This is a genomic window from Flavobacterium sp. CF108 (assembly GCF_900129795.1).
Taxonomy (GTDB): domain Bacteria; phylum Bacteroidota; class Bacteroidia; order Flavobacteriales; family Flavobacteriaceae; genus Flavobacterium.
Genome location: NZ_FQWW01000004.1, coordinates 61,428 through 87,905, shown reverse-complemented (window position 1 = coordinate 87,905; position 26,478 = coordinate 61,428). Strand labels below are relative to the sequence as shown.

The 26,478-nt window shown below is 33.3% G+C and carries 19 protein-coding genes; 10 read left to right on the top strand and 9 right to left on the bottom strand.

What is annotated here, in order from left to right; translation table 11 throughout:
* Positions 1–152: 152 nt before the first annotated feature.
* The 3 genes from tyrS to BUE10_RS12095 are packed head-to-tail and all read left to right on the top strand — an operon-like array spanning position 153 to position 3,254.
* Positions 153–1,448 carry a tyrosine--tRNA ligase gene (gene tyrS, locus BUE10_RS12105; protein ID WP_073485421.1) on the top strand — a complete coding sequence of 432 codons (1,296 nt, stop codon included), beginning with the start codon at positions 153–155 and terminating at the stop codon, positions 1,446–1,448.
* 29 nt (positions 1,449–1,477) lie between these two features.
* Positions 1,478–2,689, top strand: coding sequence for an ATP-binding protein (locus tag BUE10_RS12100; RefSeq protein WP_073485420.1), 1,212 nt, complete (start codon positions 1,478–1,480; stop codon positions 2,687–2,689).
* Positions 2,679–3,254 (top strand): hypothetical protein, encoded by a 576-nt coding sequence (locus tag BUE10_RS12095; protein WP_073485418.1) that lies wholly within the window; start codon positions 2,679–2,681, stop codon positions 3,252–3,254. Before BUE10_RS12100 ends, BUE10_RS12095 begins: the two co-directional genes overlap by 11 nt.
* Here BUE10_RS12095 and BUE10_RS12090 read toward each other — a convergent pair.
* The 4 genes from BUE10_RS12090 to BUE10_RS12075 all read right to left on the bottom strand — a co-directional run bounded on the left by BUE10_RS12090 (position 3,251) and on the right by BUE10_RS12075 (position 9,002).
* Positions 3,251–4,231 (bottom strand): LuxE/PaaK family acyltransferase, encoded by a 981-nt coding sequence (locus BUE10_RS12090; protein ID WP_073485416.1) that lies wholly within the window; start codon positions 4,229–4,231, stop codon positions 3,251–3,253. The genes BUE10_RS12095 and BUE10_RS12090 overlap by 4 nt on opposite strands.
* A 160-nt stretch (positions 4,232–4,391) precedes the next feature.
* Positions 4,392–4,730 (bottom strand): T9SS type A sorting domain-containing protein, encoded by a 339-nt coding sequence (locus tag BUE10_RS12085; RefSeq protein WP_056208428.1) that lies wholly within the window; start codon positions 4,728–4,730, stop codon positions 4,392–4,394.
* A gap of 109 nt (positions 4,731–4,839) precedes the next feature.
* On the bottom strand, positions 4,840–6,054 hold the full coding sequence (locus tag BUE10_RS12080) for a hypothetical protein (RefSeq protein WP_073485415.1): 1,215 nt from the start codon (positions 6,052–6,054) through the stop codon (positions 4,840–4,842).
* Between the two features lie 134 nt (positions 6,055–6,188).
* Positions 6,189–9,002, bottom strand: coding sequence for a TonB-dependent receptor (locus BUE10_RS12075; RefSeq protein ID WP_083598066.1), 2,814 nt, complete (start codon positions 9,000–9,002; stop codon positions 6,189–6,191).
* Between the two features lie 233 nt (positions 9,003–9,235).
* Here BUE10_RS12075 and BUE10_RS12070 point away from each other — a divergent pair, with 233 nt between their 5' ends.
* From BUE10_RS12070 to BUE10_RS12060, 3 genes are all read left to right on the top strand, one after another.
* Complete coding sequence (locus BUE10_RS12070; protein ID WP_012022635.1) at positions 9,236–9,919, top strand: response regulator transcription factor; 684 nt, start codon at positions 9,236–9,238, stop codon at positions 9,917–9,919.
* Positions 9,920–10,152: 233 nt separating this feature from the next.
* A complete protein-coding gene (locus BUE10_RS12065) occupies positions 10,153–11,238 on the top strand; it encodes a sensor histidine kinase (protein ID WP_073486109.1) in 1,086 nt (361 codons plus the stop codon).
* Positions 11,239–11,400: 162 nt separating this feature from the next.
* Positions 11,401–12,696 carry a porin gene (locus tag BUE10_RS12060; RefSeq protein ID WP_073485413.1) on the top strand — a complete coding sequence of 432 codons (1,296 nt, stop codon included), beginning with the start codon at positions 11,401–11,403 and terminating at the stop codon, positions 12,694–12,696.
* 133 nt (positions 12,697–12,829) lie between these two features.
* Here the strand turns inward: BUE10_RS12060 and BUE10_RS12055 are convergent, their stop codons facing one another.
* From BUE10_RS12055 to BUE10_RS12045, 3 genes are all read right to left on the bottom strand, one after another.
* Positions 12,830–13,906 carry a glycosyltransferase gene (locus BUE10_RS12055; RefSeq protein WP_073485411.1) on the bottom strand — a complete coding sequence of 359 codons (1,077 nt, stop codon included), beginning with the start codon at positions 13,904–13,906 and terminating at the stop codon, positions 12,830–12,832.
* A 314-nt stretch (positions 13,907–14,220) separates the two neighbouring features.
* On the bottom strand, positions 14,221–14,793 hold the full coding sequence (locus BUE10_RS12050) for a hypothetical protein (RefSeq protein ID WP_073485409.1): 573 nt from the start codon (positions 14,791–14,793) through the stop codon (positions 14,221–14,223).
* A gap of 64 nt (positions 14,794–14,857) precedes the next feature.
* Positions 14,858–18,289: a hypothetical protein gene (locus BUE10_RS12045; protein ID WP_073485407.1), complete on the bottom strand. Its 3,432-nt coding sequence runs from the start codon at positions 18,287–18,289 to the stop codon at positions 14,858–14,860.
* Positions 18,290–18,485: 196 nt separating this feature from the next.
* Between BUE10_RS12045 and BUE10_RS12040 the strand changes: the two genes are divergently transcribed.
* The 3 genes from BUE10_RS12040 (at position 18,486) to BUE10_RS12030 (ending at position 22,959) form a co-directional block, all read left to right on the top strand.
* Positions 18,486–19,547: a helix-turn-helix domain-containing protein gene (locus BUE10_RS12040; RefSeq protein ID WP_073485405.1), complete on the top strand. Its 1,062-nt coding sequence runs from the start codon at positions 18,486–18,488 to the stop codon at positions 19,545–19,547.
* A gap of 2 nt (positions 19,548–19,549) precedes the next feature.
* Positions 19,550–20,599, top strand: a complete 1,050-nt coding sequence (locus BUE10_RS12035) for a helix-turn-helix domain-containing protein (RefSeq protein WP_073485404.1) — start codon at positions 19,550–19,552, stop codon at positions 20,597–20,599.
* Between the two features lie 113 nt (positions 20,600–20,712).
* The gene (locus BUE10_RS12030; protein WP_073485402.1) at positions 20,713–22,959 is read left to right on the top strand and encodes a TonB-dependent receptor domain-containing protein; all 2,247 of its coding nucleotides are present in this window, start codon (positions 20,713–20,715) and stop codon (positions 22,957–22,959) included.
* A 197-nt stretch (positions 22,960–23,156) separates the two neighbouring features.
* Here BUE10_RS12030 and BUE10_RS12025 read toward each other — a convergent pair whose 3' ends face one another.
* Together BUE10_RS12025 and BUE10_RS12020 are read right to left on the bottom strand one after the other, a co-directional pair.
* Positions 23,157–24,416 (bottom strand): aspartate kinase, encoded by a 1,260-nt coding sequence (locus BUE10_RS12025; protein ID WP_073485401.1) that lies wholly within the window; start codon positions 24,414–24,416, stop codon positions 23,157–23,159.
* A gap of 185 nt (positions 24,417–24,601) precedes the next feature.
* Positions 24,602–25,096, bottom strand: coding sequence for a GNAT family N-acetyltransferase (locus BUE10_RS12020; protein WP_073485399.1), 495 nt, complete (start codon positions 25,094–25,096; stop codon positions 24,602–24,604).
* A 251-nt stretch (positions 25,097–25,347) separates the two neighbouring features.
* On the opposite strand from BUE10_RS12020, the gene fbp reads away from it, so the two are divergent.
* Complete coding sequence (fbp, locus tag BUE10_RS12015) at positions 25,348–26,355, top strand: class 1 fructose-bisphosphatase (protein ID WP_073485397.1); 1,008 nt, start codon at positions 25,348–25,350, stop codon at positions 26,353–26,355.
* Positions 26,356–26,478: the final 123 nt, after the last annotated feature.

Here is a 26,478-nt window from a genome sequence, read left to right as displayed (position 1 = left end):
TGTAAAGATAAGTTTTTTGGGTTTTGCCACAAAGGCACAAAGGCGCAAAGTTTTTTTGTTTTTTAATAATATTTGCGCCTTTGTGCCTTTGTGGCATAAGTTTTTGATATTGCCATTGTCATTGATTATATTTGCGCAAAATATTTTAAAAAATGAAGAATCTAGTTGAAGAATTAAAGTGGCGCGGTTTATACCATGATAGCATGCCAGGAACGGAAGAACAATTGCTAAAAGAGGTAACGGCGGCATATATTGGTTTTGATCCAACGGCAGATTCGCTGCACATAGGCAGTATGGTTCAGATTATTTTATTGGTTCATTTAAAGAATTTTGGTCATCAGCCAATTGCTCTTGTGGGCGGCGCGACCGGAATGATTGGTGATCCTTCTGGAAAATCTGACGAAAGAAATTTGTTGAACGAAGAAACTTTGGCTAAAAACGTTGCCGGAATCAAAAGTGTCCTGTCTCGTTTCTTAGATTTTAATTCAAAAGAAGCAAATGCTCCAATTATGGTAAACAACTATGACTGGATGAAAGAATTCTCGTTTATTGATTTTGCCCGTGAAGTTGGAAAACGTATTACGGTAAACTATATGATGGCGAAGGATTCTGTTAAAAAGAGAATTAACGGAGAAGGTGAAGGAATGTCTTTCACAGAGTTTACTTATCAATTAATTCAGGGATACGATTTTTATCATTTATATAAAAACAATAACTGCCTTTTGCAAATGGGAGGTTCTGACCAATGGGGAAATATTACCACGGGTACAGAATTAGTACGCAGAATGGGTGGAGAAAGTGCAAAAGCTTTTGCATTAACAACGCCATTAATTACAAAAGCAGACGGATCTAAATTCGGTAAATCTGAAGGTGGAAATGTTTGGCTGGATGCTGATAAAACTTCTGTTTACAAATTTTACCAGTTTTGGGTAAATGCTACAGATGTTGATGCAGAGAAATATATTAAAATCTTTACTTTCTTAGATAAAGAAACTATTGATGGTTTAATTGCTGAACATCAGGCAGCGCCGCATTTAAGAATTTTACAAAAGAAACTGGCTGAAGAAATTACGATTTTTGTTCACAGTAAAGAAGAATTAGAAAAAGCAATTCAGGCTTCGAATATTTTATTTGGAAATTCTACTGCCGAAGATTTGAAACAATTAGATGAGGCTACTTTCTTAGAAGTTTTTGATGGTGTTCCTCAGGCTGAAATCGCAAAAGCAGATTTAGAAAACGGATTGGATATCATCTCAGTTTTAAATGAAAAAACGGGTTTCTTTAAATCAAACGGAGAGGCGAGAAGAGCTTTAACAGCGAATTCAATTTCTGTAAACAGAGAAAAAATTAAAGAAGATTTTGTGTTGAGTGCAAATGATTTGATTAACAATCAGTTTGTGTTGTTACAAAGTGGAAAGAAAAATTACTTCGTGATAAGAGTGGTTTAAGGTGAATTTTAAATCTAAAATATCAAAAAATGACAAAATTAATAATTAGAAATATAGGTCCGATTTCAGATATTGAAATTGAATTGAACAAAGTGAATGTTTTTATGGGACCTCAAAGTAGTGGTAAAAGTACTATTGCTAAAATTATCAGTTATTGTCAATGGGTTGAAAAAAGATATTTATTGGATGGACAGTATGAAGATAAAATTGAATACCAACTTTTAGATTTTCATAGACTTAGTGAAGCTTATTTTTCTGAAAAGTCTTATTTCAAATATAGTAGTGATTTCATTGAAATTTCATATAAATGGCGAGACAATAAAGAAAATATAATTGAGAAAGAAAATAGTAGAGATTATCTAAAAACAAAAAATATTTACATTCCGTCCGAAAGAAATTTTGTTTCCGTTATTCCAAATCTTAGTAAATACAAAGAAACTAATGATAACATTATGAACTTTGTCTATGATTGGTATGCTGCTAAAAAAAATTTTCAAAAAGGTGAAGGGATTTCCGTGTTGAACTTAGATGTTAACTTTCATAACGATAAGATCAACGATTTAGATGTAATTACCTTAAAAAACAAAGAAGAGCTATATTTGAGGGCAGGATCAAGTGGTTTACAATCGGTTATCCCGCTTGTGTTATTAGTCGAATATTTGACAAATGGTTTTTATAAAGAAGATGTGTCTCCATCTGTTGCAGAATTGAATTATTTAAGTCAGAAATCAGAGAATTCCGGAAAGATTATAAATGTTACTTATACGGACAATAAAGGAGTTAGCCGTAATGGTTGGGTTTATCCAGACGGTAAAGACGCTTTGCCAATTCACTATCATAAAACTCAATTCATTATTGAAGAACCAGAGCAAAATCTTTTTCCAGAAACACAAAGAGATTTAATCTATTATTTATTTAATAAAATACAAGGAGAAAGAGATCATTCTTTGATTCTTACGACACACAGCCCATATATACTTTATGCAATCAATAATTGTTTGATGGGGAGTGTTATTTCAGATAAATTAACTGAAGAAGAAAAAAAGGAATTTTTAAGTTTTAATTCTTGGATCTCACCATCACAGGTTAATGTTTTTGAAATAGATAGTAAAAATGGTGCTTTGAAATCTATTAAAAATTCAAAAACAGGTACTGTAGATAAGCATTATTTTAATACAGTAATGAATGATATTATGAATGAATATTATGAAATGTTAAATCATTTTGAATATGAAGAGTAATATTCAAGCCCATTTGCCAAAACAGATAATAGTAGAAACGTCTTCTGAAAATTTATATATTGTTGATTATAAAAAAATTAATGGAGGAGATGTTGAGGTTTTAGAAGATGAGCCTGATGTGAATTATGTTCATTTGAAAAATGCAGAAGGTGTTTGTGTTTGCTTTACAGGTTTTAAAGATAATGCTTTAGAAATCGAAGCTGGTTTTTACAGTCAACAATGTGAATGTGTTGTGTTTCCTGAAAGTTGTATTGAAACGGATTGGGTTTTATTTATTGAATGTAAATATTCGAAAGATTTAAAAACAGCTTCAGATGTTAAAAATGGCTACCCTAAAAAAATGATAGATCAAGTTGTTGAAAGTGTTAAATATTTTAGAGGAAGAGAAATTATAGGTAGCAATAAACGAGTTAATGGAATTTTAGCAATTCCTACTCTAATGGAAGAGTTTAGTGCTTTTATGTTTTCTCCAGATTTGTTTCTTGAGATACTTTTACAACATAAAGTAAAAATTAGAGCTACAAACTCAGCGATAATAAAGAGCGAAAAAAGGATTACGATTTAAAGAACCATTAAGTTACAGCCGCGAATATCAGAATTATCAAAACGTCCCAAAACTTCAAAAGAATTGTTGGGATTTTTTTTGCCTAAATCCTGCGTTGCAATAAAAGAACATGAATTGATATTAGCTAAATCAATTACGTTTATTCCTCCGGTTTTTCCATCGTTTACATAAGTGAGAGCATCTTCTGGGTCACGAACTAAAATATGCATCCATGACGGACATTCAAAAATGCCTTCGCCCAGAGAGTAAGCTTGCGCTAAAAGCTCTGTCATTCCGTATTCTGAGTGAATAGAAGAAACACCAAAACCTTTGCAAAGTATTTCATGAAGTTCTTCACGAATCATTTCTTTGCGTTTTCCTTTCATTCCGCCGGTTTCCATAATAATGGTATTTTGAAGGTTGAATTGATGTTTTTCAATTAAATCTAATAAGGCGTATGTAACACCAATTAAAATCACATTTTGACCCGCTTCGTCTAATTCAGTCAGCTTTTTAATTAAATCGTCGTGATTGTGTAAATAAAAGCCGCTTTCGGGTTGATTGGATAGGTTTATCAAGTCTTCGACCATATAAATAAGCGAAGATCCCTCGCGTTCTAAATAAGACGGCAAAAGCGCTAAAACAACATAATCTTCGATGTTGCCGTAAAATTGAGAAAATCCCTTGCGGTAACTTTCCTCATATAAGGAAACATCGGTCACTAAATGTCGGCTGGTAATCATTCCGGTTGTACCGCTGCTGGTAAAAGTTACCTGTGCAGGATTTTCGTTAGAAACCACATTGTGGCTTTTGAAAAACTGAATGGGTAAAAAAGGAATTTGCTGTAATGATTTTACCTGCTGAACATCTGTCTTTAAAAAATTACAAAAATCACGATATACGGCATTGTTAGCGTATTGAAAGCGAAACACTTTTAATGCTGTTTTTTCAAATTGTTTATGGCTTGAAATCGTAAATATATCGCTGGCTGTAATCAAAACTTTTTTTGTGCAAAGATATTTAATTTTTAGTGTTCAGTGTTCAGTTTTTTGGTGTTCAGCCTAATTTCACGTTTATAAGCTTTTATAAAAACTCAATACTAAAAAACTGAACACTGCAAACTATAAAAAAAGCTCCCAAGTAGGAGCTTTTTTATATTTATCTAATAATAAGTTTTCGGGTTGAGGAGGCATTTTGTTCACTTATCTTTATGATATAAACGCCTGGAACTAAATCTGCAACACTAAGTTCTCTGGAAGCTAAATGCGTCTGCAGTACTTTTTTTCCTAATATATCAAAAACGATTATTTCTTTCTCCAGATCATTTTTAGAAGAAATATATACTCTTCCGCTGGTAACTGGGTTAGGGTACAAGCTTAGTCCCTCAATGCCCGCAGCGTCTTGAGTTTTTGGTAATTGCTTACTGTCTTGTGCCGAGACACTTACAGTAAAGAAAAAAGCCAATAAGAATGTAATATAAAAGTAGTTTTTTGCCATCGCATTTGTTTGTGTAAGTAAATATACAAAAAAAATTACAAAAACTACGCCAAAAAAAAACATCCTAATAATTTAGGATGTTTTTAACATTTTTATATGTGTGAAGAACTTATAGTTTTGCTAATAAGTTTACACCATCAACTGTAGCCCAAGCACCACCAGTTAAAGTAGCTCCTGTAGCATTAGTACTAGTTGTCCAGTTTGATGCAGGAACAAAACTAGCTGCAGTTACTGTGAATGAAGCAGGAACTCCTGAAATGAAAGTAAGAGGAGAGTTTGTGATTTTCACGTTGTTTAATTTGATTTTTCCTGCAGCAACTTGGTGATCATAAGTAGCTTTGTCTAATATTTGAATTACACCACCGTTGTAAGCAGCTGGAGTAGTTTGGCTAACATAACCATCAACTACGATGTTGCTGTAATCACCATTTCCTTCTTTTTTAAATTGGATAGCGTCCAATTGAATTTCGCCTTGTGCTTCTGTAGTTGTACCAGCAGCTCTTTTAAGAGTGATGTTAGTAACTTTTGGCCAGAACGCATTGTCAACACTTTTTGCTTCTACCTCTAAACCGTAGTTAGCAACTCCTGTTTGGTATGCAAACCAGTTTGTATTGTCTTGACCTCTCCATCCGTCTTGCCAGTCAAAAGAGTCATCAGAGTTTCCGTAAGAAATTGAGTTTTTCAAACTTACTGTTCCTCCATAAAATTCAAAACCATCGTCATTACCTTTATAAGAAACTAAATTTTCTAATACAGTTCCTGAACCAACAGAGTAGAAAGAGAATCCGTTATTTTCTTTACTGTTAGATGTGATTACTTGTCCAGCATATTCAACTCTTACATATTTTAATGAACCTCCATTGTGTGTTGGATTTGAACCTCCGTATGTTAATCCTAAACCATCTTCTGAAACTGCTGTTTGTGGAGCAGGAGCAGTTGCTGAATTTACAATTGGAGCATCTCCATACATAATAATACCAGCCCAAGCACCTCCTATTTTTGATTTTTCAGTAAAAACGATTGGAGCATCAGCAGTACCATTAGCAATTAATTTTCCTCCATTTAATATTACAAGACCATTTTGTCCAGTAGATTTATCGCAAGTAATTGTAGAACCAGCTTCGAAAGTAAGGGTTGCACCGTTGCTAACTTTAATCATTCCTTTTAAAGTGTAGTTACCATATGCATAAGTTTTGCTTACTGTAATATCTGAAGATATTTCTCCGGTTACTGGTTGTTTTATAGGTGTATCATTATTGTCGTCACTAGAACATCCTGTAAAGATACTTCCCAAAACTGCTAAGCAGAATACTAATTTTTTCATAAGTTTTGTGTTTTGTTTTATTTATTTTAAACCTAAACAAATTTAATTCGAGCCCCATTCAATCTATTTAAGAGAATGTTATGAAATTATGACTCGTTGTTTAAGTTTATGTTTTGTAATTGTTAAGTGCTTTTTTAAAATGTATAAGATATATTCATAGAGAAACCAACTCCTTTTTTATATTCTCTTACCGTTAAATCACTTTCGGTTATCTCAAGTCTACTCTTTTCACCCATTTCAATTTTGTAGGCTGGATTTAATAGATTGTCTACTGATAATTTAACATCGAATTTGTCTGAAATTTTGTTTTGCCAAATAAAGTCAAGTTTACCAAACGGCATTTCATAATAATTATCTAATTTATTTGTTCCCACAGCATAGATTCTTTTGCTGTAAAGATTGTATACCATAGTCATAGAACTTTTCCATTTTTCACTAAACTCAGAATCGTATCTAAGATCAGCATTTACTATCCAAGGTGATGCTCCTTGTAGTTTTCGAGTTGGATCAGCATCCTCGGCAATTGTTTCTGGATTGTTAACACCATTTTTAAAAACTTTTTCAATAGTTACTTTTGAATCCATTAATGAGGCATTTGCACCAAATGAGAAATTAGATAATGATTTTGAAATTCTTTCTAATTGGAATAAGAATTCAAATTCAGCACCATAAAGAAAGGCTTGTTTAGAATTGCCGTATGTCATAATCTGACCGCCGCTTCCTGCTGAATTTGTAAATAATCTTTCAATAGGATTTTCTATTATTTTAGTAAAAATTGTAGCAGAAATTAATTCCTTATTGGTTGGGAATAACTCGTATTTCAAATCAAAATTGTAATTGTCGCTATTGATTAATAAAGGGTTACCTTGTTCTATAGTACCATCTGGATTTACAAACTCAAGAGGGTAAGACTCCATAATTACAGGCCTTGTAATTGTTTTTGAGGCTGCAAATCGTACGTTTGAATTTGGATTTAAGATATATTTTGCATTCAGAGACGGTAAAAAATCTGTTTTATCAACAGTTATTGTTTTATACGGATCTTCAAAACTTCCTGCATCCTTGTATTCTGTTTCTCTATGAGTCTGTTCAGCTCTTACACCTACATTTAATTCTATTTTTTCGGAAAATTTAAAGGCTAAATCTAAGTATCCGGCGTTAACAAACTCTTCTAACATTGCTTTGTAAGTTGGGTTTGTTCCATCATTATAGGTGAAATTATTGTTTAAGATTTCATCTCTTAAAATTGCATCAGGAGTATTAGTTGGGAAAGTAATACTATTTGAGTTTAGTCTTTGTGATACTAAAAATCTATATTCAGATCCCATTTTATTCATATAACCGTTATAACCTGTTGTAAGCTTGTGCGATTTGCTAATGTCTTCATTGCCAAATTTCCAACTGTATTCAAGTAAACCGGAGATATGTTCATCGCCTTTGAAATCAAGATATTGTCTAACTATACTATTACCACTATACGATATTGAAGTTGTATTGTCGTCAATCTTAATACCACTGAAAGATTTTCTATCAGGAAGTTCGTATTGTGTTGTAGAGTATGAAACACCAGATTTTATTGAGTGTCTTCCATCCTCAGTTATTTTGTAATTACCAAACAATTGTGTGTTGAAAAAAGTAGACTCTTGCAATTGGTTCATTCTTATAAAACCATTTGGCTGGTTTACATTAGAATTCGTATAACCTAACTGATCTTGTATTGAATTTTCGGTCGATCTTAAATAGGTGGTGTTTGATGTAAGAGAAAATCTGTTTGTTTTATAAGTTAATGCTGCTAATGCAGATGAGTTTGTTATAAACTTGTATTGTGTTGTAACTAGATCATTAATATAGTTTCCTTGCCCCGGATTGAAAAATCTATCTGCACCGGTTCTAATTTGATATTTATTATCATAGTTAAGTGATAACAAATATTGAAATACGTTTTGATTTTTACCTATATTGAATTTTTCTGAATGAGTAATTCCAAAACTTGTGTTTAAAGGAGATACATCACTTTTAACGTCAAACCCTGAACCAAATCCGTTTGCAGCTTGGTCCGCAGTTAATGTTTGAAAACTAGGGTTTTTGTTTATTGCAGATGGTAAATCTCTTTCGTTACCTGAAAATCCAAAAAAATCAGATGTTGAAGTTGCGTCTTGAGAAATAAGGAACTTTTTCAGGTTATTATTGATAGTATAACCAGCTCCAAAATTAATTTTCGTTTGGCTTTTTCCAGTAGCAGTTGTTATGATATTGAAAGTAGCTCCTGCAAAATCACCATATAAATTAGTATTGAAAGTTTTGTATGTTTCTAAAACACTTACAATATCGGTTGGAAAAATATCTAAAGGAATGATTTTTTTAAATGGATTGTTTGATGGAACAGCCAAGTCATTAAGTAAAAGACTATTGTAACGATCCTCTAAACCTCTTACGAATAAACCTCTTCCGTCTACCTTAGTGATTCCTGTTATTTTAGTTAAGCCCTCTTCAACGTCACTAACACCTTTTCTAGACATTTCCTGTGCACCAATACTTTGTTTGATTACAACAGCATTTTTTTGTTCTAATAAAAGAGCAGTTTCTTTTTCTTTACTTGCTGTAGATTTTACAACAACATCTTTTAGGGTAAAACTTCCTGATGATAGTACTTGATTAACTGTAACAGTTTCGCCTGCTTTTACAGTAACTGGAGCTTCTTTTGTTTCATATCCTACAAAACTAAAAACAATAGTATAGTTTCCAGGATTTACATTCAACGAATATTTTCCGTCAATGTCAGTGTTTACGCTAATATTTGTACCTTTAATTAAAACATTAGCAAAAGGTAACGCCGCATTGTTCGTTTCTTTGTCAGTCAGAACTCCAGAAATCGTACCTTTGTTTTGCGCGATCGAAATCGTACAGATAAATAATGCAATAAATAGAAATCTTAAATTGAATTTCATTTGTGTGTTGTGTTTAATTTATTTTTGTGCAAAGAAAGAACCGCCCTGTAAAGTTCATGTTACGGACTTGTTATGTTTTTGTGTTGTTAAGATTATGAAATTGTTACCAGATTAAATTACGGTTAACACCAATTTTTAACCGTTCATTTGTTAGTATATTTACCCTGTGAAATAAAAAACATCGGATAAATAAATAAGAATATTTGATGTAAAAATCTCAATTTTTGCTATTTATGAAAAAAACACAAACTAAGATTTTATTAGTTGACGACGAACCGGACATTTTAGAAATCGTTGGCTATAACCTCGCTCAGGAAGGCTACCAGATTGTTACAGCATCTAACGGAAAAGACGCTATAGCAAAGGCTCAGAAAGAATTGCCGGAATTAATTATCATGGACGTGATGATGGCAGAAATGGACGGGATGGAAGCTTGTGAGCACATCAGAAAAATTCCTGAGTTAAATAATGTTATCATAACATTTCTTACCGCAAGAAGCGAAGATTATTCGCAAGTAGCTGGTTTTGACGCAGGTGCTGACGACTATATTACAAAGCCAATCAAACCAAAATTATTAGTGTCTAAAGTAAAGGCTTTGTTAAGAAGGTTAAAAGAACAAGAAGTCGTTACAGATACTATAAATGTTGGCGGAATCGAGATTAACCGCGAAGAATACAAAATCATAAAAGGCAATGTCGAAATTGCTTTACCAAGAAAAGAATTCGAATTATTTTATTTATTAGCTTCAAAACCAGGAAAAGTTTTCAAAAGAGACGAGATCCTTGATAAAGTTTGGGGGAATGAAGTTGTAGTAGGAGGAAGAACAATCGATGTTCACATCAGAAAACTGCGTGAAAAAATAGGAGAAGACCTTTTTAAAACCATAAAAGGTGTTGGTTATAAATTTGAAGTTTAAACATTCTATAAAAGTTTACACCATATAAGTGATATAAGTTCATTTAAATTATAGTGTATATACTTTTTAAATCTAATTTTATCTTTGTCAAAGTTCTGAACTTTGACAAAGATTTACTTTTTTAAGTTCGTATGTAATTCTTAGAAATAAGTTTTTATCTTTAAATGAACTTATATCACTTATATGGTAAAAAAAGCAGCCTTATAAATGGTTTTATTATTTTAAAAATATCAATGAAAATTAATTTTAAAAAAACATACAAATTTGCTATAAAATCGGCATTGTATATCAGTCTTTTCTCGACAGGATTTGTACTGATTCTGATGTCGTTATTGTATAAAAATCAGTTAAAACACCAAATTGCATTTGGAATCATTTTCATAATATCCATTTATATATTCTCCTTTTTGGTTTTGCAATATCGCGTCGAACGTTTTATTTATCGAAGAGTAAAGAAAATATACGATGAGGTTTCGTTATTAGAATCCACAACACTAATTAACCAGCCTATAACAACCGACATGGAAACGCTTTCGCGAGAAGTGAAAAAGTTTGCAACCGATAAAAAGCTCGAAATCGAAATGCTCGAAATTCGTGAACAATACCGCAGAGAATTTCTGGGTAACGTTTCGCACGAATTAAAAACACCTTTATTTACCGTTCAGGGCTATGTTTCGACTTTGCTTGATGGTGCAATGGACGATAAAAACATTCGAAAAAAATATTTAAAACGTGCCGAAAAAGGAGTAGAACGTCTTATATATATAGTCGAAGATTTAGATATGATTACCAAACTGGAGTCTGGTGATTTAGATTTGAATATGACTGATTTTGATATCGTTGAACTGATTCAGAATGTTTTTGATTTATTGGAAATGAAAGCCGATAAAAAGAAAATCAAACTGGCTTTTGAAAGTAAAAATGTACAGTCCGTAATTATTCGCGGAGATCAGGACAGGATTCAGCAAGTTTTAGAAAACCTAATTGTGAATTCAATTAAATACGGAAAAGAAGGCGGTTTGACAGAAGTTGGCGTTGTAAACCTAACCAAGAAAAAAGTCTTAATTCGTATAAGTGATAATGGAGAAGGAGTTGAAAAACAAAACATTCCAAGACTTTTTGAACGTTTTTACCGAGTTGACAAAAGTGGAACACGTTCTGAAGGAGGTTCTGGTTTAGGTTTGGCCATTGTAAAACATATTATTGAAGCTCATAAAGAGAAAGTTTATGTAGAAAGTGAGTTCGGAATTGGTTCAGAATTCTCTTTTACGCTCGAAAAAGCATTTAAAATACAAAAAGCCGACGTTAAAAAATTGTAAGTTCATTTTTGCTGAAAGCCCTAAAACAAGGGGTTTAACAATAAATCAACATACGCTTTTAGTCGATAACATTAAATTTTTATTATAGTAACATCTTGTTAATGATTTCTTAACATAGGTGAGTCATCTTTGCATCCTGAAATTAAGGGAATTAAAGAACTAATGATAAAAAGAAAAATATTAGCCGTTTTAATGCTGCTTACTTGTGCTGCAAATGCACAGGAAATAAACAAACAAGAAGTAAAAAATGAAGTACTTCGTATTTTAGATTCCATCAATAAAGCAAAACTTCCGGAGACTAAATCCGGAGGAGGAATTGAAGAACACTGGTACGACAGAATCTCTTTAAGAGGTTATGCTCAAATTAGGTACAACGGACTTTTTTCTACAAATGACAAAGTTTCCTGTGATCAGTGCGATAAATCCTGGGGAACAACTTCAACAGCTCCAGACGCAAAATCAAATAACGGACTTTTTATTCGCCGTGCGCGTTTAATATTTTCAGGTCAGGTTCATCCAAATGTATATTTCTATTTTCAGCCCGATTTTGCCAGTTCACCCGTAACCGGAATTCAGAATTTCGTGCAGATTCGAGATCTTTATTTTGATCTTTCTTTTGATAAGAAAAAAGAATACCGCGTTCGTATCGGACAAAGTAAAATTCCATACGGCTTCGAAAACATGCAGTCAAGCGGACAGCGTTTAACTCTTGATCGTGCCGATGCCATAAACAGTTCAATAGCAAATGAGCGTGATTTAGGTATGTTCTTTTACTGGGCACCAGCCAAAATAAGAGAACGTTTTGAAATGCTGGTTAAAGATGGATTCAAAGGATCTGGTGATTATGGAGTTTTTGCTTTTGGAGTTTACAATGGGCAAATCGCCAATAAAATAGACGGAAACAGAGATATTAATGTTGTAGCCAGAGTAACTTATCCATTTGTAATAGGAAGCCAGATTATCGAACCGGGAATTCAGGCTTACACAGGAAAATGGGCTTTTACCGGAGAAATTTCTAATGGAGTAAGTGTTGACGATCCGCAATATGTAAAAGACCAAAGACTTGGAGCAACTTTTGTTTTATATCCAAGACCATTCGGAATCCAGACAGAATATAATATAGGTAGAGGCCCGCGTTATAATACATTAACCAACCATGTTGATGAAACCGATTTAAACGGAGGTTACGTTTTACTAAATTATAAATGGGATCTTAAAAAACAGCGTATTTATCCTTTCGCCAAATTTCAATATTATGACGGAGGAAAGAAATACGAAAAAGATGCCAGAAGTTATGTCGTAAGAGATTATGAATTTGGTGTCGAATGGCAGCCCATTAAAGCTTTTGAACTAACGGCAGAATATGTAATCGCCGACAGAACTTTTGAAGACAGTGCGCTTCCAATAAACAGGCAACAAGGAAATTTATTGCGATTGCAAGCGCAGTTCAACTTCTAAAAAAATAAAAATAAAATCCGTGTTAATCAGCGACTTTGCGAAAGCAAATCAGTTTAATCGGTGTCTAATTTTCGACGCAGATTATACAGATTCACTATCGTGAAAACGCTGATTGACACGGATTTTTTATTTTTTATAAATGATCTTCAAAAACACTAAATAATAAGTCCCAGTCTATTTCATTTTTAAATTGGGACAAACCTTTAAACGACTTTACCTTTGATAAATCTTCAATCGTAAAATCGTCTTGCATTGCATACGGTACAAGATTTTCTTCCTGAAGTTTTATCGCCAGATATTCCTGTTCATACTGTCCCGGTGTAGGAATAAAAAAAGCTTTCATTCCTAATTTAGCCAAATCCATAACAGTGGTATAACCAGAACGGCAAAGCACAAATTCACTTTCGTTAAAAGTTTGTTCCAGCTGTTTTGAGTTCATGAAATTGTAATAGGTAACATTTCCTGCTTCCCATTTTTCCTGGGTTTTCTCAACAATTCCCTGTACAAAAACAACCTTTCCATTAAATTTAGCAGCTTCTTTTTGCAGTTTTTCATCCAGAAAAGTACGCTGAGGTTCGGGCCCAGATAAAATAATCATCAAGTCATAAATCTTTGGCGTTTCCTTTTTCTTCATTCTGCTCAAAGGCCCAATATATCGCAGGTTCAGTTCATCTGTTTTAAGATGTCCCAAATCTCCCGTAAGATTCACTTTATCATTAGAATCAGGAACCCAGCATTCTGTATACTTTTTTATAAAATGCTGATGACATTTACTGGTAAACCAAGTCGTGTTTCCTGTCATCACATTCAACTGATGCGTCATAAAAACAGAAGGTACTTTTTTGCTGAAAACACCCAGTCGGTTATCCGAAATAATTCCGTCAATACCATGTTTTTTAATCCAGCCATTCACCATTTTCTTTTCATCTAAAATGGCCGTAATCATTTTCGGAAGATTTTTAATCAGCTTCCATTTAAAGTTTTTACCATTCTTAGCATATTCAATATGATAAGAAGGCAGTTCCAGAGTTTGAATGTATGGAAATTCCTTTCGTAATAAAGCCAGCGCAACACCGTCAGAAGCAATAATCGGAATAAAATTATTTTCTTGAAGCGCCTTAATTATAGGGATACATCTAGTGGCATGCCCAAGTCCCCAATTTAACGGAGCAACTAATATAGTTTTGTTAGCAGAATAATCAATGCTCATAGTTTTTAACGCTTTTAAAAAACGAAGATAGATAAATATGTTTTTTATGTTATTTCGCACACATTACTAAATTATTAACTCTACAGGCGTTCTCAGGCTTTGTTTTTCGTTAAAAAGAAGAAGAAAATATATCAATTCAAAAAACAAAGTTACTTGTATGTTAAGTTGCTAAGGTACTGAGATACTAAGGTTCTAAGTTTTTTCTCAGCAAATAAAAAGCCGAACTTATGTTCGGCTTTAAAGTCTCGTATCTTAATATATTAGAATTTCAGCATCTCAGTACCTTAACAACTTAGTACCTTAGCCCCTTTTCTTTAATCCTGAATATAAGTTTTGTTTCCGTTTTTGTTAATATAGTATTTTCCGCCTTTTGGACCAGTGTACACTTTTTTACCATTGTATTCTCCAGTAACCTTATCCGGTGTTTTTGGAGCTTTTTCGTTAGTTTCTTTTACAGTTTTTGTAGCTGATTTTTTAGCTGCAGCGGCATCTTTCTTAGCAGATTTACTTGCTGCGTCAGCATCGGTTTTTGCTTTTTTGGCGTCAGCTTTTGCCCCTTCAGCTTTATCAGAAGCTTTTTTTGCCTTAGTCGCTTCTGTTTTTGCGCTTGCAGCTTCTTTTTTAGTTTTTGCAGCTTCTTTGTCTGCTGCTTTTTTAGTTTTGGCTGCCGCATCTTTTTCCGCTTTTGCAGATGCGTCAGTGGCTTTTGATGCTTCTTTTTTAGCTTTAGTGGCTTCTTCTTTAGCATCGGCTTTTGCTTTGTCAGCATCAGATTTTGCTTTTTTGGCCTTAGCCTCTGTTTTAGCCTTAGTGTCTTTAGTAGTTTCCTGCGCGTAGAAATTAGTAGATAAAACTACTATAAAACAAAGTAATAATAATTTTTTCATGGTGGTTTAGAGTTTAAATTTCATTTAAAATTAAGCAATTAATTCTTATGTTTTTCGTAAAGTGTTAAAAATAAGCACGAAGCTGAACATTTCCTGTATGTATCGTATTTCCAGTCTCGCTTTTACGTCCCTGATAATTTAAATTAACATCTAAAAAAGAAGTAATGTTTTTTTGCAAAAGCAATTTCCAGACTAAATTCTGACCCGCCTGCAATCCTTCCAGCATTTGAAAACCAACAGAAGAAAACTCATTTCCCGTAAACTTATTTTCATAAAAAGAAAACTCGCCATTTACCGTTACTTTCTTTTCGCCCGCAAAAGAAAATGAGGTTCCAAGCCTGTTTTGGACTAAACTCTCCTGATTTCCAATTTTGTTTTCCTTGTTCTGAAACTCATAAAAGAAATCCAGACTTGTATTTTTTGAAAACAAATAACTAATTTTTGGCGCAACCTGATACCCTTTTAAATCATAATTCTTTTCGACAAAATCCTCCGAAATCAAATCTGTTTTTATCGTTTTGGTAAACAAATTAAACAGCCAGCTTTTTTGGTACAAATGCGTATACTGCAATTGATGCGAACTGTTTTTGACATTTTGAGAACCAATAGAAAGCAAATTTTTACCGTTATTAATAAGGTAAGAATATGTAACAGAATGTTTTTGCTTACCGCGATTGTAAAACAAGCTATTTCTGAAACTTGAATTCAAACCCAGAATATTTTCCTCAGAAGAATAAAACGGATTCAGTTCTAAACGATCTCCATTGCTTCGCACTTTGCGATCCATAATAAACGAAGTCTGATTGTAGAAATAAGAAAGCAGTTTTTTCCAGCCCTTTTCGTTTTGCCATTGCAGCGGATTCAGATTAACCGATTGCGAAAATTTATTCTGATTCGTTTTAATGTAAATCTGATTCGGGAGAAAAATTCGAATATATTTCGCCTGATCCGGAAAAGCAGCAATTTCAAACTCTTCCAGTTCCTGAATTCCGTTTCCGTTATAATCGTTCCAGGTATAAACGCCTTGTCCCGTAGGAACTTCAACATAAGTAAATTCCTGCTGAGCAATAGTTCCCGAACTTGTTTCATAAGCCGTTCCTATTTGCATAAACTGATTAAAAAATCGGTCGTTATACAAAATTCTTGAATTTAACGAAGGCTCATTTTTTCGGCTCGAATCTGTAAAATCAAGGTTTCGGTAACTGGCATAAACCGCTAAATCAGTCGTTTTATTTTGGATTAATTTTGACTTTAAAAAGTACGTCTGCGAATTGTTTACGTGCTGCAAAAGACCATTTTGCAAACTATCGTTTCTACGATGTAAATATCCCAATTCAACAAAAACTTTTGTACTGTCGCCACGCCCAACAAAAACACCGTATTCAGAAAACCTTTGGCTTAAAGCCGAAAACTGATTCGTAACTTTATCTTTTTCCTGATTGTCTTCAAGCTGTAAACTTCCGCCAACCCAGTTTTTACCAAAATGATATTTTGCCCGGGTTTGGTTTCTGATAAATTTTGAAGTCGAAGCTGTTGCATCAGAATTTAAAAAACTGCCCTGATTTTGAATTGTCCATTTCTTCAATTTAAACAAAGCCGTTGTAGTATGACGCGCTCCCGAATAACTTTCGGTAAAATCTAATTTCTCAAATTGATACGTAAACAAACCAATATTTGAAGTTTCTTTTTTTGCAAATAAATCAAAATTAACGCCCGTAACCAATAAACTCTGATTCCCTAAAAGTGTCGAATTTAAATTCCAGTCTCGGTTAAACTCAATATTGTACAAACGCTCGACCGATCTAAAATCTTTCTGCACAAATTGATAATTTGCAAAACCGTCCAGAGTCCAGTCTCTGGTAAAAAGGCGTTTTTTAATATTCGTTTTAAAAGCAATTCCTTCATTGTCAGAATCGTCAATTCCGGAAAATAAATTTTTATCGTTATTACTCATTGCGATTTCAAAATCAACAAGCGTTTTTTCGTCAGGATTGTATTTTCCTAAAAAAGTCGCAACCTGAATTTTCATAGGCGCAACCAGCTGCACAATTGGTTCATAATTTCCCTGTGGAATACTGCCAACAGGCGAAACATATTCATAAATTCTTTCGACAGAATTCGTGTTCTGAATAATATAATTCCCCAGATTATTGCCAACAAGACTGAACTTTACATTGTACAAAACATCGGTAGAATTGTTGGAATACTCATAAACTTCAACCCCGTTTACAATCGTTTTTTTATACAATATTTTATTGTCGGCATATTTATCTTCATAAGCAGAAGGAGCCGTCATTAAACTTGGATCATCTCCGGCCTGACTCAAAATCTGAACTTGTTCTGTCGATAAATTTTGCTGTAAAGGCTGATTTTTTAAATCATTTTCAGAATATAAATAACCGCCAAAACTCCAGCTTTTATTTTCGGTTGTTGCTCCAGCGTAGGTAACTAATCGATTATAATTTCGTTCAGAATATTGATATTCAACATTAATCCTCATTTCTGAAGTAATAGGAAAAAGCGAAGTAAAAACAATTTCGCCCGCATTGTAATCAATAACATAATCATTGTTTTCGCCGCGTTTGAGCAAAACACCGTTTACATAAACACGCTCAGAACCAGAAATAACCAAAACATACAATTCGCCATTTTGGCCTTTTAATTTATACGGTCCCTGATTTCCTTCCTGACCCGTAAAAGTACTTTTGGCATATTGCCCTTTTACAAACGAAACCGAAGCAAAAACATTGGTTTTACTTTTTTCCGTATCAAAATCAAAACTGGCAGAAAGTCCCTGAACTTTTTTATTGAAACTCAGGAATTGTGTTTTCCGATTCTCCAAAAAAACATCTCCCGCCCGAATGTTCCAGTCATCCGTAAAAAGTTCCATAAAGATATTATCAAACTGATCCAATTTTTGGGAATAACCGCCATCTTGAAGCGGAATATTATTATCCTGAAGTGAAGCCCGCAAGCTCACTTTATCTGAGATTTTTCCCGTAATCTGCAAATCCAGATTAGAATTCAAAACCGTACTTTGATTATTTCCAATCGTAACGCCGCGGGTAATACTTCCGGAAGTGTTTAAACCATCAAAAGGCGTCACTTTTTTAGCATTGGCATTATCAATTTTGTATAATTTTTCAGTCCCAACATCATTGCTCACAACCTGACTGTCTTTATATAGACCATATTCTTTAGTTAGAAAATCAGGATAATTAAGATAATTGACAATTAAAGTATCTGAAATAGAAGTGAATTTTTCGTTTAAAAGAAGCGTTCCTTTTTGAAAATCAATTTTGTAAAAACTCGAATCAATTGGTTCATTTTTACTGTTTAAAAGTTCAAAAAAATTGGAGTTTATACTGAATTTTTCAAGATGAATTGTGTCTTTTACCGCAATTACTTTTTTTGTTTTGTACAGCGATTCCGTATCCTGCGCCATAAGCCCGGAATAACAAAAAAGCACCGCAAAAAACAGTAATTTTTTCAACATAAAGATTTTAACTCTAAAAATTCAAAAGTAGTATATATAATCAAGAAATTGCGAGGCTTTTATTTATTGGGAAACCAGCTGATTTTGAACTCAATCTCTCATTTTATATATGATATTTAATTATAATTTGAAGTAGAATTCTCATCACACATCAATCTTTTTTTTAGCTTTGTTCAGTATAAAACGAATTTAAAACATGGATACCGGCAAAGAACTTTTATTCTTTTTTAGTGCTTTGGGAGCTTTCAACGGAATAATTCTTGGGATTTATTTTTTCTTTTTTACCAAGAAAAAATACCTGACCAATTACTTCCTTGGTGCACTTTTGTTTGCTTTAAGTATCCGAATTGGAAAATCGGTTTTTATTTATTTTGATCCCGAACTTCCAAAAATGTATTTGCAATTAGGACTTACAGCTTGTTTTTTTATTGGGCCGTGTCTGTATTATTTTTTAAGATCGGCAGTTGAAGAAATCAATATATTGCCCAAATCCTGGAAGTTTATTCTTTTGTTTTGGGGAATTCTCATTCTTGGAGTTGGAATGCAATATCCGTATCAAATTTATCCAACACTTTGGAGTTTCTATTTAATAAGAATCATTTACTTTCAATGGCTCGTATATCTTATCTTTTCAGCGTTTACAATTAAAGGAATTCTCAAGAAAATTTTAAGCACAAAAGAAAAAGCGACTCCAGCCGAAACATGGTTTGGAATGCTGTTTCTCGGCAATTTTCTATTATTTCTATTTTACTTTTTAGCCATTATGGGCGCTCCGGGTGCAACCTATATAAGTGGAGCTGTTGTTTTTTCTTTTATTTTATATCTGATAATTTCCATTCTTTTATACCGAAAAAAGACCGACGATTTGTTTTTATTGAATGCCCAGAAAATTTCGGGTAAAAAGATAGAAAATGCCGAGGCGGTTATCATTGCCGAAAAACTGGAAAATATAATGAACGATAAAAGTTTGTATAAAAACCCGAATTTAAACCTGCAGGATTTATCCAAAGAAATTAATATTTCAAGCCATCAATTATCGCAATTTTTAAATAACAATCTCGGAAAGAATTTTACCAGTTTCGTAAACGAATTCAGAATCAACGAAGCTTGCAGAATAATCACTTCAAACGATAAACTGACATTAGAATCTGTGGGTTACGATGTGGGTTTTAATTCAAAATCTACATTCTTCGCCGCTTTTAAAAAACATACCGGAACAACACCGCTTAATTATCAGCTTCAGGCATTACAAACTTAGATATGAGTTTAGGGAAAGAAATATTATTCTTTTTTGGTGCTTTAGGCGCTTTCAACGGATTTATTCTAAGTCTGTACTTTTTGTTTTTTACCAGGAAAAAATACCTTTCTAATCTGTTTCTTGGAACACTTTTATTCGCCTTAAGTACCAGAATTGCTGTTACCGTTTTTGTGTATTTCAATAATAATCTGCACAAAAACTATTTGCAAATTGGTCTTTCGGCTGGTTTGTTCATTGGGCCGTTTTTATATTTTACTTTAAAATCAGGAATTCAAAATACGATTCCGGTAAGATGGAAATCGCATTTAGCCATTTGGATTTTGACTATTTTGATAATTGGTTTTGTATTTCCGTACCAAAATTATCCCCTTTTATGGAATGATTATTTTGTAGCTTTTGTTTTCCTTCAATGGTTCACTTATATTTTTATTTCAGGTTTTGAAATCAGATTATTATTGGAGAAAATAATTCAGAATTACCAAAATACACTTCCGTCAGAAAGATGGTTCGGAACAATTTTTCTGGGAATTGCTTTAGTATTTATTTCCTACTTTTTAGGATTTGTGAGAGTTCCGTTTGTTTCCTGTATTACTGGCGCACTCGCATTTACTTTTATTTTATACCTGATAATTTTGGTTCTTTTACACCGAACAAGAACTGATGATTTGTTTTTGCTCAATATTCAAAAAGAAAAAAAATTGAATGAAGAAGAAGCTTTCATTTTGTCTCAAAAACTGGAAAAAATAATGAACGAAAAAGCATTATACAAAAATCCGAATTTGAGTTTAAAAGATTTATCTGAAGAAATAAAAATTCCAAGCTATCAATTGTCGCAGTTTTTAAACAATAACTTAGGAAAGAATTTTACCAGTTTCGTAAATGAATTCAGAATCAATAATGCCTGCGAAATTATCACATCAAACGATAAACTAACTTTAGAATCTGTTGGTTACGATGTAGGTTTTAATTCTAAATCTACATTCTTCGCCGCCTTTAAAAAACATACCGGTACTACGCCATTAAATTATCAGATTCAGGCTTTACAGCCATAAAGCGGAGTATTAATTTATAAATCCGTACTCCTGATTTCGCTTTCTAAAACCTTATTCACAGATTTTCAGATGACTTTTGTTCAATAAAGTCAAACCGCTAATCTTTAAAGTTTATGAAATTTCTTATTGTTGTTGTTATTTCTATTTATTGCCTGATTTTTTCATCAATCGAAATAAAAGCACAAGCTGTAAAAAATAATCGGGATAAATCCTATGTTGAAGAGGATAAGCTAATAGAAAAAACAACATTATCAGAGCCTGCTCTGGATTCTATAGTCAAGGATCAAGATCATAATCAGTTAAATGAAGTTGTGATAAAAAGCAATCCGTCATTATTAAAATATGGTGCAAACGGAACAATCGATGTCAATGTTAAGGGAACGGTTCTCGCAACAAGCAGTTCTGTAAACGAATTATTGAGCCGCGTTCCCAATGTTGTAGTTGCCGAAGGACAAATCAGCGTTCTGGGAAAAGGCGAAGCAATTATTTACCTAAATGGAATCTTGATTAATTACGAACGTTTTGCAGCAATTCCTGTTTCTCAGATTGCTAAAATTGAAGTCATTTCAAATCCGTCTTCAAAATACGATGCCGAAGGAAAAGCAGTTGTGAATATAATTACCAAACAAAATATTGAAAGCGGTATAATGGGTTCAGCAAGTCAGCACGTTACCGTTTCAAAATTTGCCGGAACAAGCACAAACACGCTTCTTGATTTTAATTATTCAAAAGGAAAATTCTCTTTTATAACCAATTACGGTTTGCAATTAGGCAAAGGCCGTGAATTATTGTACACCACAAGAACGCGCCCAAATCCTGACGAATATATGAAGTCAGTTTTAACAACAGACTGGAGAAGGGAATATAATAATTACTCGAATTTTGGATTTGGGCTGCAGTATACTTTCTCTGAAAAAAGTTATGTTTCATTGGCTTACAGCGGTAACATTGAAGATTTAGGCGGAGTGGTAGAAAGCAGAAATTCAATTACGAATAATGCGAGTAATAATTTTTATGCCACAGATATTGCTAAAAATGATGTTTTGCTGAATCAGTTTGTAAACCTGAATTATAACCTTATTACAGATTCAAAAGGTTCATCGTTGTTTATAGGAACACAATATTCCAATTACAACGGAACAGTAAGAGATTTTATTGAAGAAAATAGTTTGGTCGAAGAAAATAACATCCAGAAATATCTTAAAAATAATGTAGGAAGTACCATAAACATCGTCGCCGCTCAAGCCGATTATTCAAAAAAAATAAAAGAAAATACCAAACTCGAAATGGGGGCAAAATACAGTTACGCCACCATAAAATCAGGAACAGATTTTTTAATCGCTAATGCCGATGATATGATTTTTGAACCGAATGACGAACTTTCGAGTGATTTTAAATACAATGAAAAAATTGCTGCAGCCTATTTTACTTTTGGAAGTACATTGGGCGAAAAAGTCAATTTTTCAATAGGAGCAAGGGCGGAAAGAACAAATTATGATTTGTACACAAATGCAAATGGAATTCAGAAATTCGGAAAAAGCTATGGTAACTTTTTTCCAAACTTACTTTTAAATTTTGATTTTTCAGAAGATTGGAAAGGACATTTTTCCTATGTTTCCAGAATAACACGGCCAAGATATCAGGCTTTGAATCCGTATGTTATTTATCAGGATCCGTTTACGACAATTGAAGGAAATCCGAATTTACTTCCGGAAAAAGTTCATGCTTTTGAAATAGGAACCATGTACAAGAAATTTGATTTTAAAATGGGCTACACTTATAAAATTGATCCAATTTCTGGAGCTGCTTTACGTGGCGACACGCCAAACAGCTATATTTTAAGATCTTTAAATATTGAGAAAGAACATACTTTTTTCACTTCGCTTTCAAGATCTTTCAATGTCAAATGGTGGACTTCTACCAATACCGTAAGCATGAGTTTAAGTAAGTCCATCGATAATTTTTATGAATATGCTTTGGGGCCGGTTAAACCGCAAATCTATTTATATTCAAATAATACCTTCACAATTCCGGATCTTTTTAAAGTACAATTGCTTGCCTGGTATTTAGGCGATAAAAGTTACGGACTGCGAAGCGAAAATGCGCGCTCAACAGTAACTTTAGGAATCGAAAGAAACTTTTTTAAAGATGCCTTAAAACTAAATTTTACCGCAAATGACATCTTTCACAAGTTTATGGTTTCGGGCGATTACGAAGTAGGCCAAACCCAAATTTATTATCACCGAACTTATACTACCAATTATTTTAAGCTGATTGCAACGTATAGTTTCGGGAATTCAAAAAAGACAAATTATAAAAAAACTGAAATTGAACAGTCAGAGAATAATAGGGCGAGGTAAATGGCACGCAGATAACGCAGATTAAACTGATTTACACAGATTTTATTTTTATATCTATTGTCATCCTGAGGGAAGTCGAAGGAACGGAAGAAGCTCGACAATCCTAGAATATCTAAATAAAAACAAAAAGGCTTCACAATTAAGTGAAGCCTTTTCAAAAATATCTGAATTTTAATAATTACCTTTTTTATCAAGTATTAATTTAGTTCTTTAGTAACAATCTGCATGGTTTCGCGGCTTACTTGTTTCAATAAAACTTCTTTGTTTTCTTCAACCGTTTGTGCAGCATTTTCTGTAAAGTGACGAATCGTATAAAGTGTTACATTTTCGCTGTAATCTACTTTGAATTTTTTAGAAAGAATCGCATTCAATTCATTGAAGTTTCCGAATTTATCTTCCACACAAACAGAAAAACTAATCGCAGAGTTCTGAATCAGGTTTACTTTGATTTTGAATTCGTGGAATAATCCAAAAATCTCACTAATGTTTTCTTCCATAATAAAAGAGAAATCAATAGATGAAAGCGAAATTAAAAGCTGTTCCCTTTTTACAATAAAACAAGGATATTGCGGTTCTAAATCAACACCTTTAGAAACACAAGTTCCTTTTAATAATGGATTGATAAATGATTTTACATACAACGGAATTTCTTTTTTCTGTAACGGCTGTAATGTTTTTGGGTGAATAACCGTTGCTCCGTAAAACGCTAATTCGATTGCTTCACGATATGAAATTTGGTTTAACAAACTTGCATTTTCAAAATAACGTGGATCGGCATTCATAACTCCCGGAACGTCTTTCCAGATTGTAACACTTTCGGCATTTAAGCAGTAAGCAAAAATTCCCGCAGTATAATCAGAACCTTCACGACCTAAAGTAGTGGTGAAATTATTTTCATCGGCACCTAAAAATCCCTGTGTGATATTTAGTTGTTTTCTAGGTACATTTTTGCTGATGTTTTGCTGTGTAGCTTCCCAGTCAACTTCTGCGTCTCTGTAATTTGCATTTGTTTTAATGAAATTACGAACATCAAGCCATTGCGTCTGAATTCCTCTGAAATTCATATAATGACTTAGAATATTTGTAGAAATCAATTCTCCAAAACTTACAACCTGATCGTAAACAAAATTGTAGTTTGGTGATTTATTATGTGCTAAGAAGTATTCTAATTCTGAAAACTGCTCATTTACCGCAGCAAATACAGCATTTTTTTCATCATCAAATAAATCTAATAATATTTGATTGTGGTATTTTTTTATTTCTTGTACAGATGAATTCAACTCTGCCGATTTCTCAAAATAATTCTTGATTACAACTTCAAGAGCATTTGTGGTTTTCCCCATTGCCGAAACGACCAAAATCACATCTTCATAACCCACTTTTTGTAAAACGTCGTATACGTTTCTAATTCCTTCGGCATCCTTTACCGATGCTCCACCAAATTTAAATACTCTCATTTTTAATTTTAGATTTTTAATTTTAGATTTCAGATTGAATGAAATCTGGTATTTTTTTATGTTTTTTCTGCTGCAGATTTATTTTTTGCCACAGATTAAAATGATTTTCACTGATTTTTTTGCCACGAATTCCACAAATTTCCACTAATTAATTCGTGCTAATTCGTGAAATTCGTGGCAAAAAATTATAATTTTTCTAAGAACGAATTAATTCCTGTTTCATCCATTTGAACAACCTGCCAGCCATCAAGAATTCTCGCGCCAGAATTCTTATAAAAATTAACGGCCGGAGTATTCCAGTCTAAAACATTCCATTCCACTCTTCTAACATTATCTCTTTTTCCCTGTTTCATTATTTCGGCATAAAGTGCAGATCCTAAACCGGTGCCGCGCATTTTTTCCTTTACAATTAAATCCTCAAGGTGTATTGTTTTTCCTTTCCAGGTCGAGTAGCGGTAATAAAACAATGCAATTCCCACTATTTCTTTTCCTGTTCCAGTTTCGTTTGAATCAATCTCAGCTACAAAAACCTGAAAAAGCGGTTTTTCTCCAAATCCGTCACGTACTAAATCTTCCTCTGTAATGACTACAGCATCAGGTTCTTTTTCGAATATTGCCAGCTCCTGAATTAACCCCAAAACCGATTTCATGTCCTCAGGATTTCCTTTTCTAATATTCATAATTTACTTATTTGTGCCTCATAAAATTGCTTTGTATTTTAAAACTATTCAAAGCAGACTTTCTTTAGAAGCAATTCATTTATTCTTATTATTAACTGCATATTAGCAAAAAAAAAATGTATTTACTGCATTCTTTTTGTCTTTAATTAGACAAATATACAATAGTAGCAAACTAACAAAATAATTTTTAAATCATTCTCACAAAATAAGCGATATTTGTGACTTAAAATTAAAACTATAACGATATAGCAATGGAAGAACGCAATAAAACACTGGGAGAGTTTATTATTGAGAACCAAAAAGCATTTCAGTATTCGTCGGGAGAGCTTTCCCGGATCATCAACTCAATTCGTTTGGCAGCCAAGGTTGTCAATCACAAAGTAAACCAAGCTGGATTGGTGGATATTATTGGCGCCGCAGGCGAACAGAATATTCAGGGAGAAGACCAGCAAAAATTAGATGTCTATGCAAACGAAGTATTTATCCAGACGTTAATAAACCGTGAGATTGTCTGTGGTATTGCTTCTGAAGAAAACGACGATTTTATAACTGTTCAGGGGAGCGACAACAGTCATAATAATAAGTACGTGATCTTAATGGATCCGCTTGACGGATCTTCAAACATTGATGTGAATGTTTCGGTAGGAACTATTTTTTCTGTTTTTAGAAGAATTACACCAATAGGAACTCCGGTAACAATCGAAGATTTTTTACAGCCGGGAATTAATCAGGTTGCGGCAGGTTATGTAATTTACGGAACTTCGACAATGCTGGTTTATACAACTGGTTATGGCGTAAACGGATTCACATTAAATCCTGCAATTGGTACATTTTACCTTTCGCATCCTAATATGAAATTTCCAAAAGACGGAAGTATCTATTCCGTAAACGAAGGAAACTATATCCATTTTCCGCAGGGAGTAAAAAACTACATCAAATATTGTCAGCGTGAAGAAGAAGACCGACCTTATACTTCAAGATATATAGGAAGTTTAGTGGCCGATTTTCATCGAAATATGATTAAAGGCGGAATTTACCTTTATCCAACAAGTTCAAAAGCACCAAAAGGAAAATTACGTTTATTATATGAATGTAACCCAATGGCATTTTTGGCTGAACAAGCCGGAGGGAAAGCAACAGACGGTTTTGGAAGAATTATGGAAATCCAGCCGACAGAACTGCACCAAAGAGTTCCGTTTTTCTGTGGAAGCTATAATATGGTAGAAAAAGCGGAGGAGTTTATGGCGACTGCTGAGTAAGTATTCAGTTTATAGTCGCAGTTTTCAGATAAAGCAAACCCGACAGGTTTTAAAAACCTGTCGGGTTTAAATTTTTTCACATTCTCACATGTCAAACCGGACTAAAGTCCGGCCCTACAATAT

Bases quoted from the DNA above. Each gene is read 5' to 3' on its own strand.
- fbp (WP_073485397.1), top strand. From the start codon at position 25,348: ATGGAAGAACGCAATAAAACACTGGGAGAGTTTATTATTGAGAACCAA.
- BUE10_RS12050 (WP_073485409.1), bottom strand. From the start codon at position 14,793: ATGAAAAAATTATTATTACTTTGTTTTATAGTAGTTTTATCTACTAAT.
- tyrS (WP_073485421.1), top strand. From the start codon at position 153: ATGAAGAATCTAGTTGAAGAATTAAAGTGGCGCGGTTTATACCATGAT.
- BUE10_RS12100 (WP_073485420.1), top strand. From the start codon at position 1,478: ATGACAAAATTAATAATTAGAAATATAGGTCCGATTTCAGATATTGAA.
- BUE10_RS12055 (WP_073485411.1), bottom strand. From the start codon at position 13,906: ATGAGCATTGATTATTCTGCTAACAAAACTATATTAGTTGCTCCGTTA.
- BUE10_RS12075 (WP_083598066.1), bottom strand. From the start codon at position 9,002: ATGAAATTCAATTTAAGATTTCTATTTATTGCATTATTTATCTGTACG.
- BUE10_RS12025 (WP_073485401.1), bottom strand. From the start codon at position 24,416: ATGAGAGTATTTAAATTTGGTGGAGCATCGGTAAAGGATGCCGAAGGA.
- BUE10_RS12035 (WP_073485404.1), top strand. From the start codon at position 19,550: ATGAGTTTAGGGAAAGAAATATTATTCTTTTTTGGTGCTTTAGGCGCT.
- BUE10_RS12060 (WP_073485413.1), top strand. From the start codon at position 11,401: ATGATAAAAAGAAAAATATTAGCCGTTTTAATGCTGCTTACTTGTGCT.
- BUE10_RS12095 (WP_073485418.1), top strand. From the start codon at position 2,679: ATGAAGAGTAATATTCAAGCCCATTTGCCAAAACAGATAATAGTAGAA.
- BUE10_RS12070 (WP_012022635.1), top strand. From the start codon at position 9,236: ATGAAAAAAACACAAACTAAGATTTTATTAGTTGACGACGAACCGGAC.
- BUE10_RS12065 (WP_073486109.1), top strand. From the start codon at position 10,153: ATGAAAATTAATTTTAAAAAAACATACAAATTTGCTATAAAATCGGCA.
- BUE10_RS12085 (WP_056208428.1), bottom strand. From the start codon at position 4,730: ATGGCAAAAAACTACTTTTATATTACATTCTTATTGGCTTTTTTCTTT.
- BUE10_RS12040 (WP_073485405.1), top strand. From the start codon at position 18,486: ATGGATACCGGCAAAGAACTTTTATTCTTTTTTAGTGCTTTGGGAGCT.
- BUE10_RS12045 (WP_073485407.1), bottom strand. From the start codon at position 18,289: ATGTTGAAAAAATTACTGTTTTTTGCGGTGCTTTTTTGTTATTCCGGG.
- BUE10_RS12030 (WP_073485402.1), top strand. From the start codon at position 20,713: ATGAAATTTCTTATTGTTGTTGTTATTTCTATTTATTGCCTGATTTTT.
- BUE10_RS12080 (WP_073485415.1), bottom strand. From the start codon at position 6,054: ATGAAAAAATTAGTATTCTGCTTAGCAGTTTTGGGAAGTATCTTTACA.
- BUE10_RS12020 (WP_073485399.1), bottom strand. From the start codon at position 25,096: ATGAATATTAGAAAAGGAAATCCTGAGGACATGAAATCGGTTTTGGGG.